This window comes from Rathayibacter sp. AC451 (assembly GCF_979253095.1).
Map to the genome: position 1 here is coordinate 785,636 of NZ_CEEDBD010000001.1, position 12,072 is coordinate 797,707.

A 12,072-nucleotide genomic window follows, 5' to 3' on the forward strand; every position below is an offset into this window, starting at 1 on the left:
ATCAGCGTCCCTTCCGTCGTGTGCGCTTGCCGTCGAAGTGCGGGTTCTCCCAGACGAGGGTTCCCCCCTGGCCGAGCCCGACGCACATCGCCGTGAGCCCGTAGCGCACCTCCGGGTGCACCTCGAACTGCCGCGCGAGCTGGATCATCAGGCGCACGCCCGAGGAGGCGAGCGGATGGCCGACGGCGATCGCTCCGCCGTACTCGTTGACCCGGGGGTCGTCGTCGTCGATGCCGAAGTGGTCGAGGAACGAGAGCACCTGCACCGCGAACGCCTCGTTGAGCTCGAAGAGGCCGATGTCCTCGATGCCGAGACCGGCCTTGCGCAGCGCCTTCTCGGTGCTGGGGACGGGGCCGATGCCCATGATCTCCGGCTCCACGCCGGCGAAGGCGAAGCTGACGAGCCGCATCTTGGTGGAGAGCCCGAGCTCCTTCGCCGCGTCCGCGCTCGCGAGGAGCGAGACGGTCGCCCCGTCGTTCAGACCGGAGGAGTTGCCCGCGGTCACGCGCCCGTGCGGACGGAACGGGGTGCGGAGCCCCGCCAGCCCCTCGAGGGTCGTCTCAGGACGGGGCGCCTCGTCGGCGGTGGCGAGGCCCCATCCGGAGGCGCTGCGAGTGGCGACGGGGATGAGGTCGGGCTGGATGTCGCCGGACTCGTACGCCGCCGCGAGCTTCTGCTGGCTGCGCAGCGCGTAGCGATCGGAGCGCTCCTTGGTCAGCTGCGGGAACCGGTCGTGGATCTTCTCCGCCGTCTTCCCCATGTTCAGCGCCTCGTCGCCGACGAGGCGCTCGGACAGGAAGCGGGGGTTGGGATCGGCGTCGAACCCCATGGGGTGGCGCCCCATGTGCTCGACACCGCCGGCGATCACCACGTCGTACGCGCCGAAGGCGATGCCGCCCGCGGTCGCCGTCACCGAGGTCATCGCGCCGGCGCACATCCGGTCGATCGCGAAGCCGGGGACGCTGCGGGGCAGCCCCGCGAGCAGCGCGGTCGTCCGCCCGAGGGTCAGACCCTGGTCCCCCCGCTGCGTGGTCGCCGCGATCGCGACGTCGTCGACGCGATCCTTCGGGAGTGACGGATTGCGCTCCAGCAGACCGATCATGGCCTTCACGACAAGGTCGTCGGCCCGCGTCTGCCAGTACATGCCCTTCTCGCCGGCACGCCCGAACGGAGTACGGACTCCGTCGACGAACACGACTTCGGATCTCTCGGCCACAATGCCTCCCAGGAACTCACGGTCGCCCCGATCGTAGGAAGAGCACGGCTTCGACCGGAATCCTTTGCCGCTTCCTACGAAGCGGTTTCCGTGCTCTCCTCGGGCGCTTGGGCGGCTTCCACAAACGCGGTCACGAGCGGACCCGCCGTCGCGTCGATCTGCCAGGAGCGCGCTCCGCCCCGCGCCAGCTCCGCGGCGACGGTCTCCGGCGTCAGCGGCTCCGGCGGGTTCCACGCCAGCCGGCGCAGCAGGTCCGGCGTGAGCAGGTTCTCGACGGGCAGTGACAGCAGCTCGGCGATCTCGATGACGACGGCGCGGGCCGACTTGAGCCGCAGATCGGCGGCGGGGTTCCGATCGGCCCATGCCCGGGGCGGAGGGAGGGTCTCGACGGCGGGCCGGGTGGCCGAGGGGAGGTCCTCGGTGCTCAGACCGCGCTGGATCGCCGCCCACCAGCGCTCCACCTCGCCCCGGCTCGCGCGGCCGGTGAAGTCGCGGCGGCCCGAGAGCTGACCGATGCTGCTGGGGATGTTGCGGGCGACCGCGACGATCGAGGAGTCGGGGATCAGGCGGCCGGGCGCGATGTCGCGCTCCCGGGCGAAGGCGTCCCGAGCCAGCCAGAGCTCGCGGGCGACGGCGAGGGCGCGGAGTCCGCGCAGCGAGTGCATGCCCGAGAGCCGCCGCCACGGGTCGGCCAGGGCGGCCTTCGGCTGCCGGGCCAGGGTGGCCTCGAACTCCTCGCGCGCGATGCGGGTCTTGCGCGCCTCGATGAGCATCTCCTCCATCCGGTCGCGGAGGTCGACCAGGAGCTCGACGTCCTTCGCGGCGTAGACGAGCCAGCTCTGGGGGAGGGGACGGGTGGACCAGTCCGCTGCCGAGTGCTCCTTGGCGAGATGGATGCCCAGCAGGTCCTCGACGACCGCTCCGAGACCCACCTTCGCCAGTCCCAGCAGGCGGGCCGCCAGCTCGGTGTCGAAGATGCGGGTCGGGTCCAGGCCCACCTCGCGCAGGCACGCGAGATCCTGGCTGGCGGCGTGCAGCACCCACTCCTCGTCGCCGATGACCTCCTGCAGAGCGTCCATCCGGCCGATCGCAGGGGGATCGAAGAGGAACGCGCCGGCTCCGCGGCGGTACACCTGGATGAGGTACGCGCGCTGCGAGTACGTGAAGCCGGAGGCGCGCTCGGCATCGACCGCGACGGGCCCCTCGCCTGCGGCGAGGGCGTCGACGGCGGCGAGGAACTCGTCGCGGGTGGAGAGGACGCGGTAATCAGTCACGGTTGTTCCGTCGGAAGGCGAGCGAGGTCACACCGTCGCTCGATACGGGCGGGAGGCCCGCGAGCATGCACAACAGCTCACCCCAGCCTTCCACGTGGGCGGCGAGCTGCGCATCCTCGGGACTCCAGGACGCGCGGATCTCGATCTGGGCGCCGTCGCCCTGGGCGGCCAGCTCGCCGAATCCTGTCGAGAGGACCTTCGTCGCCGTGCCGGACGCCGCGTGGTAAGCGGCGCCCCGGGTGTCGAGCGCATCGATCAGCCACGACCAGGCGACCTCGGCGAGGAACGGGTCGGTGCCGATCTCGACCTCGAGCGGTGCCTGCGCGAAGCAGACGACGCGGAAGGCGCCGCCCCACTGCTCGGGCTCCTCGGGGTCGTAGAGGAGGATGAACCGCCCCGTGCCGAGCTCGGAGTCGCGCCCGTGCGGATGCGGGGCGACATCGGCGGACAGGGCGAGGGCCCACGGAGCGAGCCCGGTCGGCGACGGGATCTCGGACACGGTCAGCTCGGAGCGGGTCGAGACCGCGCGGATCGCCTCCGTCGCGGCCCGGAACTCCTCCGGTGGCTGAGACGGCGCTGGGAAGTCGGGCACGCTCCGAAGACTAGAGTTCCCGCATGCCCGATCCCCGCAGGCACGCCGCGGAGGGCGGTCGGCGCACCGGCGCCCTCCTGCTCGCTCTCCTCGCCCCGCCCGCTCTCGCCGCGACGCTCGCCCTGGGGGCGTCGGCCCTCGTCACCGCCTTCCTGCGCGGGGTCGTGATCCCGCCGTCGCGACGGAGCGAGGACGCGAGGGTGCTGGACGTGCGGCCCGACGCGCGCGAGATCGTCCTCGCGGCCGGGCCGGAGACGACCGTGCAGGGCGGCTTCAGCCTCTGGTTCGACGGCGGCCGGGGCCACGCCCGCGTCGGTCGGATCATCGCCACCGGTGCGGGCAGGGTCGTGCGCGAGCTCGAGACGGTGGATCGGGGACGGCTGCACGCCGGTGCCCGCGCGCGCATCAACGGCTGGCTGTTCCTGTCGCCGCGCCAGACGCAGGTGCCGTTCACGGCGGAGCAGGTCGCGACCCAGTACGGCCCCGCGCCCGCCTGGCTCTTCCCCGGCGGGGACGGAGCGACCTGGGCGATCCACGTGCACGGGCGTGCCACCCACCGGGAGGAGACGCTCCGCGGCGTCCCTGTCCTCCACCGCGCAGGGCTGACGTCCCTCGTGGTCTCCTACCGCAACGACGGCGACGCCCCGTCGAGCCCGGACGGACGCTACGGCCTCGGCGACACCGAGTGGCGCGACGTGGACGCGGCGATCCGCTTCGCCCAGGAGCGGGGCGCCCGCTCCGTGGTGCTCGTGGGCTGGTCGATGGGCGGGGCGATCGCTCTGCAGACGGTGCTGCGCTCGCCCCGGCGGCACCTGATCGCCGGACTCGTCCTCGACTCCCCGGTCATCGACTGGCACGAGACCCTGCGCGGCCAGGCGCGGCTGCGAGGGATCCCGCCGGTGATCGCGGCGCTCGCTCTGACCGCCATGCAGAGCCCGCTGTCGACCGCCCTCACCGGGCAGAGCGCCGTCGTGCCGCTCGCGGACCTCGACCTCGTGTCCCGCGCCGACGAGCTCACGACTCCGGTCCTCCTCCTGCACAGCGTCGACGACGACTTCGTGCCGAGCGGGCCCTCCGAGGCGCTCGCGGCGGCGCGCCCCGATCTCGTCGAGCTCGTGCTGGTGCAGGGTGCTCGGCACACCAGGATCTGGAACGACGACCCCGGCCGCTGGGAGCGGGCCGTCGAGGGCTGGCTGCGGCGGCAGGCGCTCAGCGGGTCCGCGTCCAGCGCGCATAGGTGAAGCCGGCGTCGTCGACGGCGAGGCGCTCGAGCGAGTAGGAGTCGTCGACGACCGCTCCGGTCGCGGCGACGGGCAGCCCGGGGAGGACGACGCGCGGAGCGGTGGTCAGGCAGATCTCGTCCACGAGTCCGGAGGCGAGGAGCTGGCCGGACAGCGAGGCGCCGCCCTCGCAGACGACGCGGTCCAGACCGAGCGCGGCCAGGGCGGCGAGCACGTCCTCGACGCGCATCCGCCCGTCCCGAGCGGGGACGTGCACGACCTCGGCACCGTCGGGGACCGCGGCGGGGGAGTGGAGCGACTCGGGGACGAGGAGGAGCACGCGAGCACCTTCTTGCAGCTCCAACCGGTGACCGGCGAGATCGCCGCTCGAGGAGACGATCGCCAGCGGGACCCGCCGGGGGACGCGGTAGCCCTCGGCCCGGACGCTCGCGGCGCCGACGAGGACCACCTGCGCCTGCGCGCGGATTACTCCGAGGATCGTGCGGTCGACGCGATTGGTGAGCGTCTCGCTCGTGCCGTCCGAGCCGATGCTCGAGCCGTTCACGCTCGCGATCATGTTCAGTCGGACGCGCACCGAGTCGGAGGGCCGGTACGCGTCCTCGACCGCCGCTCGGGCGCCGTCGTCCCCCAGGCGGACCGCGGGTCCCGCGGGGACGAGCGGCTGGAGGATCACGCGGCCAGGTGGGCGCGGATCTGGCGCTTGGTGCGGCCGAGCAGGGCGCTCATCCCGCGCAGGCGCAGCGGCGAGACGGCCTCGGACAGGCCGATCGTCTGGGGGAAGTCGTCGGGGACGGCCAGGACCTGCTCCGGCGTCAGTGCGTCGAGCCCCTGAGCGAGGATCGAGGCGAATCCACGGGTCGTGGGAGCCTCCCGCGGCGCGGTGGCGTGCAGGTGGATCACGTCGCCGTCGAACTCCACGACGATGAAGACGGGGGACTGGCACTCCTCGACCCGCTCGAAGAGATCCGGGTGATCGCGGTAGCGCTCGGGCAGCTCGGGGAGGTCGTTCGAGAACTCGAGGAGGAGCTGCAGTCGCTCCGGCTTCTCGAGGGCGAGGAACTCGTCGCGGATGTCGCGCAGAGCATCGGGCAGAAGGTCGTCGGAAGTCATCCCGTCCATCCTCTCAGAGCAGGAGACCCCGGCCGCGGAGCGGTCGGGGTCTCCTGGACGACGGTCAGCGGGCCGTGGGGGCCTCGCCGGGCTCGGAGCCCTTGACGATGGGGACGCGCACAGCGCTGCCCCACTCGGTCCACGAGCCGTCGTAGTTGCGGACGCCCTCGAAGCCGAGGAGGTGGGTGAGCACGAACCACGTGTGCGACGAGCGCTCGCCGATGCGGCAGTAGGCGATCACGGTGTCGCCGTCCTGCAGGCCGGCTCCGTCGCGGTAGATGCCGTTCAGCTCGTCCAGCGGTCGGAACGTGCCGTCCTCGGCGGCGGCCTTGCCCCACGGCACGTTCTGCGCGCTCGGGATGTGGCCCGCGCGCAGTGCCCCCTCCTCCGGGTACGCCGGCGCCGTGGTGCGCTCGCCCGAGAACTCCTCGGCGGAGCGGACGTCGATCAGCGGGTTGCCGAAGTGCGCGAGGACGTCCTCCTTGAACGCGCGGACGTCCGCGTCGCGGCGCTCGACGACGGGGTACTCGACCGCGTCGGGAGTCGACGCGTCGGTCGTGACGGGCCGGCCGTCGGCGATCCACTTGTCGCGGCCGCCGTCCAGGAGACGGACGTCCTCGTGACCGAAGAGGGTGAACACCCAGAGGGCGTAGGCGGCCCACCAGTTGTTCTTGTCGCCGTAGACGACGACGGTCGTGTCGCGGGCGATGCCCTTGGCGCCGAGGAGGGCGGCGAAGGCCGCGCCGTCGATGTAGTCGCGCTCGACCGGGTCGTTGAGGTCGGTGTGCCAGTCGATCTTCACCGATCCCGGGATGTGGCCGGTCTCGTACAGCAGGACGTCCTCGTCGGACTCGACGACCACGAGACCCGGGGTGCCGAGCCGTTGCTCGAGCCACTCACCGCTGACGAGTCGTTCGGGGTGCGCGTAGGCGGCGAACTTCGGCGACGGATCGAGTTCAACGGACAAGGAGGACCTCCAGGGTGGTGCGCGGAGCGCGGGCGTGAATCCAGGAGCGGGCTACGCTGGAGCCCGCCCTTCAGCGACAGTACGCGCCCCCGAGCGCGGGTGCACGGAAGGCGCCGTAAGAGTTCGACACAGAGCCGGGAGCCCGCCGGCGCCGGGCCGGACGGTTCGATGCAGAGTCAGACAGAGCGGCCGGCCCCCTCCGGACGCACGATGCGAGGTGCGCGTGATCCCCGACGACGTCCGTTCGACGAGCAGCCTCACGACGCGCTCGCCGCAGATCAGCGGTCACGAGATCGCCTCGACGCTCATACCGCCCCGGCAGTTCGAGGGCGCGACCTTCGAGAGCTACCGCCCGGACCCGGAGTACCCCTCGCAGGCCGAGGCCGTCGAGGCTCTGCGCGCCTTCGCCGCGGGCGGCGGCTCCCGGGGCGGCGGCGGGTTCTTCGGCTTCGGCCGGAAGAAGGCTCCCGAGGTCAAGCCCGGCGTGTACCTCGACGGCGGCTTCGGCGTCGGCAAGACGCACCTCCTCGCGGCGATCTGGCACGCGGTGCCCGGCCGCACCTACTTCGGCACGTTCATCGAGTACACGGCCCTCGTGGGGGCGCTGGGCTATGCGGCGACGGTGTCCCTCCTCAAGGGATCGGCGCTGCTCTGCATCGACGAGTTCGAGCTCGACGATCCGGGCGACACGATGCTGATGACCCGCCTGCTGGGCGAGCTCGTCGCCTCCGGGACCCGCATCGCGGCCACCTCGAACACGCCGCCGAACGCGCTGGGCGAGGGCCGGTTCGCCGCTGCCGACTTCCTCCGCGAGATCCACGCGATGGCGGAGCACTTCCAGACCATGCGGATCGACGGGACCGACTACCGCCGCCGCGACATCGAGGGCCACGCCGTCGTGCGCACGGACGAGGAGATCTCGACCGCGCTCGCGCAGGCGCCCTCCGGAGCGGTCGTCACCGACGACGCGTTCCGCGCGGCCGTCGACCACCTGGGCTCCGTGCACCCGTCCCGCTACATCAAGGTCATCGACGGCGTGGACGCGATCGTGCTCCGCGACGTCACCGCGCTGACCGATCAGACCGACGCCCTCCGCCTCGTCGCCTTCATCGACCGCGTCTACGACGCGCAGATCCCCGTCCTCGCCTCGGGTGTGCCGCTGGACGGGGTCTTCGGCGGCGACATGCTCACCGGCGGCTACCGCAAGAAGTACCTGCGCTCGATGTCCCGGCTCATCGCGCTCACGAGCATGAGCCCTTTCCGGTCGTCCGCTTCGTAGGATCGGGGGCTCCACGCCCCGTCGGCGGTCCGGCGCCGAGCGCCTCGGCAGGTCCGTGTAACGCGTTGTTCACACGAACGGCTTCCCTGTAACGCGCTCGAAACGCAGGTCCCCTCGAACCGAAACGTCGCGCCGCCAGACTGACGGGCGTACTCAAGCGACTCGACTCCGCTGACGCCCAGGCGTTCTCCGGGTCGCTCCTGCGCACCCGAAGAAAGGTTTCAGAATGGATCAAGGCAACACCGCCTTCCTTCTCATCGCCGCAGCACTCGTGCTGCTGATGACGCCGGGACTGGCGTTCTTCTACGGCGGTCTCGTCCGGGCGAAGAGCGTCATCAGCATGATGATGCTCAGCTTCGGCGCGATGGGGCTGATCGGAGTCCTCTGGGTCCTCTACGGCTACGCCATCGTGTTCGGCAACGGCCCCGCGGGCCCCGCCGGCACCGACTCCTTCTTCGGCATCGACGGCTTCCTCGGCATCGACGTCGCGCAGATCGGTCTGCAGGGCGTCTACAACGACGCGCTCGCCGAGCAGACCGGCGCCTACCCGACGATCGCCTTCGCCGCGTTCCAGGCCACGTTCGCCATCATCACCGTCGCGCTCATCTCGGGTGCGATCGCCGACCGCGCCAAGTTCGGCGCGTGGATGGTCTTCGCCGGCGTCTGGGCCACGGTCGTCTACTTCCCCGTCGCCTCCTGGGTCTTCAACTTCACCGTCGGCGACGAGGGCGTCGTGGACGGCGGCTGGATCGCCTACAACGTCGGCGCGATCGACTTCGCCGGCGGCACCGCGGTGCACATCAACGCCGGTGCGGCCGCCCTGGCCCTCGCCCTGGTCCTGGGCAAGCGCGTCAACTTCACCAAGGGCGCGCACCAGCCGCACAACCCGCCGTTCGTGCTGCTCGGCGCGGGTCTGCTCTGGTTCGGCTGGTTCGGCTTCAACGCGGGCTCGGAGCTCGCGGCCGACGGCATCGCGGCGATCGCGTTCCTGAACACCATCGCCGCTCCCGCCGCCGCGATCCTCGGCTGGCTCGTCGTCGAGAAGATCAAGGACGGCAAGCCCACCTCGATCGGCGCCGCCTCGGGCGCCGTCGCAGGTCTCGTCGCGATCACCCCGGCGTGCGCCAGCCTCTCGCCGTTCTGGGCGATCGTCCTCGGCGTCATCACCGGTGCGGTCTGCGCCCTGGCGATCGACCTCAAGTACCGCCTCGGCTACGACGACTCGCTCGATGTGGTCGGCGTCCACCTGGTCGGCGGCCTCATCGGAACGCTCTACATCGGCTTCTTCGGAACCGACGTCGGGCTGTTCCTCGGCGGCGGCTTCGCCCAGCTCGGCGCTCAGGCCCTGGCGGCCTTCACGGTCCTCGCCTACTCGTTCCTCATGACCCTCCTGATCGGCTTCGTGATCCAGAAGACCATCGGGTTCCGCGTCAAGAACGAGGACGAGGTCGCCGGGATCGACACCGCGATCCACGGCGAGGCGGGCTACGTCCTCGCGGACTGACCCCTCCACTCCGCACTGCACCCGACGGGGTGCCGCCCTCTCGAGGGCGGCACCCCGTTCCCGTTCCCGCGCGCGGCCGTGCTTCCGGGCTAGGGTTCCCGGGTGACTTCCTCACGCTCCGTCGTGTCCCTGCTCCTCCGACTCCTCGGCCGCACCGTCGCGCCGAGGCCCGACGCGGGACCGCCGGCGCAGCGTCCCTTCCTGACGCCCACGGCGACCACTCCCGGCGCGAGCGGCGTCGGCCGCACCGTCGAGGTCGACCCCGCCCGCCTCCGCGGGGTGCACGCGGGCTACGCGCCCACTGCCGACGGCGATCCCGATCCGGGCGAGATCGTCTGGACCTGGGTGCCCTACGAGGAGGACGACGGGCGCGGCAAGGACCGCCCGGTGCTCGTCCTCGCGGTCGAGAAGGCCGGTACGGTGCTGGCGGTGCGCTTGAGCTCCAAGCAGCACGACGGCTACCTGCCGGTCGGCACCGGGGAGTGGGACGCCGAGGGGCGGCCGAGCTGGGTCGATCCGGAGCGGGTCTTCCGCATCCACCCCGCCGGTATGCGCCGCGAGGGCGCGGTGCTCGAGCGCTCGCGCTTCGACACCGTCGCCAGGACCGTCTCGGCGCGCTACGGCTGGCGCTGACCGTCCGGCCTCAGCCGATCGGATCGATCGGGACGAACTCCGGGTACTTCGCCGTGCGGCCGTCGCCCGAGGAGGTGCCGGTGAGGCGACGGCGCACCCAGGGTGCGACGTGCTCCCGGTAGTAGCGCGCGGACCCGAGTCGCGACGCCTGATCCGACGGCATCTCCCGCCACTGGGACGGGGGAGTGAGTCCCAGTGAGCCGAGCACCTTCGAGGCGACGCGGTGGTGGCCCCGCGGTCCCATGTGCAGCCGGTCCTCCGACCACATCCGGGGGTTCTGGAACGCGGGGTCGTTCCAGTTGTCGGCGACCACGACGTCGTCGCGGGCCTCGATCCGGCGCAGCACCGCGCTCGTCAGTGCGTCTCCGCGCCGCTTGATCATCCGGCTCAGGGGGAGCCTGGCCGAGGGGTCGGCTCCGGCGAGCGCGATCAGGACGACGCCCTCCTCGTCGCAGCGCTGCAGCACCCGCGAATAGGAGTCGGCGATGCGCTCGATGTCGGCGCGCGGCCGCAGCATGTCGTTCCCGCCACCGTTGAAGGAGAGGTGAGTGGGCTCGAGCGCGAGAGCGACCTCGAGCTGCTCCTCGACGATGGGCCGGATGAGCCGACCGCGGATCGCGAGATTGGCGTACTCGATCCGCTCGCCCCTCGCCTCGGCCCAGCCCTGCGCGGCGAGATCGGCCCAGCCCGGGTCGACCCGTCGGGCAGCTCGTCGCCGACGCCCTCGGTGAAGGAGTCGCCGATCGCGACGTAGCGGACGGCGGTCATCGATGAACTCCCCAGCGGCGCATCATGGCACTGTAGCGGGCGGGTGCTGGACGCGTCCGGGGGGGTCGACGCCGGCCGCGGTCGCGGGGTCAGTGCTCCCAGCCGACCAGCCAGGACACGCCGTACCGGTCCCGCACCCGTCCGTCGGTCGCACCCCACGGCCTCGCCTCCGAGAGGATCGACGACCCGGCCGTCCTCGGCGAGGGCGTCGAACCAGCGTGCGAGGACGTCCGGCGCCGCTGCTCCCAGGAGCGCGAAGAGCACGCCCTCGAGATGCAGCGGCTCCTCTCCGACCGACGTGTCGGAGCCGGCGAGCGACACCGGCCCCGTGAGCACGCCGTGGGCGATCAGCCCACCCGGGCCGTCGGTCCGACCGAACTGCTCGAAGGTGTGCAGCGACAGGTCGCCGCCGAAGACGTCGCGGTAGAAGCCGAGGGCGTCGCGCGCCGTGCCGGGGAACGCGAGGTAGGGGAGCGGAGCGGTCATGGCGCTCACCCTAGGACGCCGGAGTCCCCGTCGGCGAGCACCGGCTTCAGGCGCCGGTGCCTCGGTGGCCGAACGCGTGCAGGTCGAGATCGGCGCTGAGCCGATCGCTCACGCGGCGGCCGCGGACGCTCGTCCCGGACGCGTCCAGCGGAGGGCTGACCACGGCGGCTCCGAGGCGACCGGGCACCGCGAGGACGAGGGCTCCCGAGACGCTCGACTTCGCCGGGATGCCGACCGCCTGCATCCAGCGACCGGATCCGTCGTACACGCCGCAGGTCGCCACGACCGAGAGGACGTCGCGAGCCACCGCGGGAGGCACGACCCGCTCCCCGGTCACGGGATTGACTCCGCCGAACGCCAGCGTGGCGCCCATCACGGCGAGCGCCCGGGCGTCGACCAGCACCGCGCAGGCCCGGGCGTAGGAGGAGACCGCGTCGTCGGCGCCGACGTGCATCGTCCCCTCGGAGCGCATGAGGTGCGCGAGAGCGTGGTTGCGGTCGCCGAGCAGGTGCTCGTTGCGGGCGACCCCTTCGTCGACCTCGAGCGGGCGTCCCGCGAAGGCGGACAGGCCGCGGAGGATGCGCTCACTGCGCTCCCGGGCACCGTCGCCGTCGACGAGGGAGGCGGTCAGCAGCGCGCCCGCGTTCACCATGGGGTTCGGCGGGCGGCCGGTGCCGCTCTCGAGCTTGATCGCGTCGAAGGCCTCGCCGGTCGGCTCGATGCCCACGCGCTCGAGCGCCTCCCCGGCGGTGTCGAGCAGCGCCAGAGCGAACAGGAACGGCTTGACGGCGGACTGGATGCTGAAGAGCACGTCGGCCTGCTCGCTGGAGCGCACCGAGCCGTCCGGCAGCACGAGAGCGAGGCCGCAGAGGCGCGGGTCGGCCGCGGCGAGCTCGGGGATGCTGTCGTCGACGGCTCCGTCGTCCTCGAGGTCGTCGGCGAAGACGCGACGGCGCAGTGCGTCGAGGTCGTAGGTACGGGGATCGGCGGCGTCGCTCATGG

11 protein-coding genes and 1 pseudogene are annotated in these 12,072 nt (G+C 72.1%); 4 read left to right on the top strand and 8 right to left on the bottom strand.

The genetic code is table 11. The annotated features are described in order from the left end of the window. Position 1: 1 nt before the first annotated feature. The 3 genes from AC0CID_RS03690 to AC0CID_RS03700 all read right to left on the bottom strand — a co-directional run bounded on the left by AC0CID_RS03690 (position 2) and on the right by AC0CID_RS03700 (position 3,082). Entirely contained in the window at positions 2 to 1,216 is a 1,215-nt protein-coding gene (locus AC0CID_RS03690) for a thiolase family protein (protein WP_465225817.1), read from the bottom strand. A gap of 74 nt (positions 1,217 to 1,290) precedes the next feature. Next, the gene (locus AC0CID_RS03695; RefSeq protein WP_465225818.1) at positions 1,291 to 2,490 is read right to left on the bottom strand and encodes a ribonuclease D; all 1,200 of its coding nucleotides are present in this window, start codon (positions 2,488 to 2,490) and stop codon (positions 1,291 to 1,293) included. Then, complete coding sequence (locus AC0CID_RS03700) at positions 2,483 to 3,082, bottom strand: DUF3000 domain-containing protein (RefSeq protein WP_465225819.1); 600 nt, start codon at positions 3,080 to 3,082, stop codon at positions 2,483 to 2,485. The genes AC0CID_RS03695 and AC0CID_RS03700 overlap by 8 nt, the downstream gene beginning before the upstream one ends. 23 nt (positions 3,083 to 3,105) lie before the next feature. Here AC0CID_RS03700 and AC0CID_RS03705 point away from each other — a divergent pair, with 23 nt between their 5' ends. After that, positions 3,106 to 4,323: an alpha/beta hydrolase gene (locus tag AC0CID_RS03705; RefSeq protein WP_465225820.1), complete on the top strand. Its 1,218-nt coding sequence runs from the start codon at positions 3,106 to 3,108 to the stop codon at positions 4,321 to 4,323. Here the strand turns inward: AC0CID_RS03705 and AC0CID_RS03710 are convergent. The 3 genes from AC0CID_RS03710 to AC0CID_RS03720 all read right to left on the bottom strand — a co-directional run bounded on the left by AC0CID_RS03710 (position 4,292) and on the right by AC0CID_RS03720 (position 6,400). Beyond that, the gene (locus AC0CID_RS03710; RefSeq protein WP_465225821.1) at positions 4,292 to 4,996 is read right to left on the bottom strand and encodes a dihydrofolate reductase family protein; all 705 of its coding nucleotides are present in this window, start codon (positions 4,994 to 4,996) and stop codon (positions 4,292 to 4,294) included. The genes AC0CID_RS03705 and AC0CID_RS03710 overlap by 32 nt on opposite strands. Continuing rightward, positions 4,993 to 5,433 (bottom strand): SufE family protein, encoded by a 441-nt coding sequence (locus AC0CID_RS03715; protein ID WP_465225822.1) that lies wholly within the window; start codon positions 5,431 to 5,433, stop codon positions 4,993 to 4,995. The genes AC0CID_RS03710 and AC0CID_RS03715 overlap by 4 nt, the downstream gene beginning before the upstream one ends. A gap of 64 nt (positions 5,434 to 5,497) precedes the next feature. Then, on the bottom strand, positions 5,498 to 6,400 hold the full coding sequence (locus AC0CID_RS03720; protein ID WP_465225823.1) for a sulfurtransferase: 903 nt from the start codon (positions 6,398 to 6,400) through the stop codon (positions 5,498 to 5,500). 226 nt (positions 6,401 to 6,626) lie between these two features. Between AC0CID_RS03720 and zapE the strand changes: the two genes are divergently transcribed. The 3 genes from zapE (at position 6,627) to AC0CID_RS03735 (ending at position 9,816) form a co-directional block, all read left to right on the top strand. Beyond that, positions 6,627 to 7,679, top strand: coding sequence for a cell division protein ZapE (gene zapE / locus AC0CID_RS03725; protein ID WP_465228041.1), 1,053 nt, complete (start codon positions 6,627 to 6,629; stop codon positions 7,677 to 7,679). 226 nt (positions 7,680 to 7,905) lie between these two features. Continuing rightward, entirely contained in the window at positions 7,906 to 9,183 is a 1,278-nt protein-coding gene (locus AC0CID_RS03730; protein ID WP_207405760.1) for an ammonium transporter, read from the top strand. A 102-nt stretch (positions 9,184 to 9,285) separates the two neighbouring features. Beyond that, positions 9,286 to 9,816 (top strand): type II toxin-antitoxin system PemK/MazF family toxin, encoded by a 531-nt coding sequence (locus tag AC0CID_RS03735; protein WP_307786168.1) that lies wholly within the window; start codon positions 9,286 to 9,288, stop codon positions 9,814 to 9,816. A 10-nt stretch (positions 9,817 to 9,826) separates the two neighbouring features. Here the strand turns inward: AC0CID_RS03735 and AC0CID_RS03740 are convergent. Together AC0CID_RS03740 and glsA are read right to left on the bottom strand one after the other, a co-directional pair. Next, positions 9,827 to 10,584 (bottom strand): annotated as a pseudogene (locus AC0CID_RS03740) (SGNH/GDSL hydrolase family protein). A gap of 532 nt (positions 10,585 to 11,116) precedes the next feature. Further along, complete coding sequence (gene glsA / locus AC0CID_RS03745; RefSeq protein ID WP_465225824.1) at positions 11,117 to 12,070, bottom strand: glutaminase A; 954 nt, start codon at positions 12,068 to 12,070, stop codon at positions 11,117 to 11,119. Positions 12,071 to 12,072 lie beyond the last annotated feature (2 nt).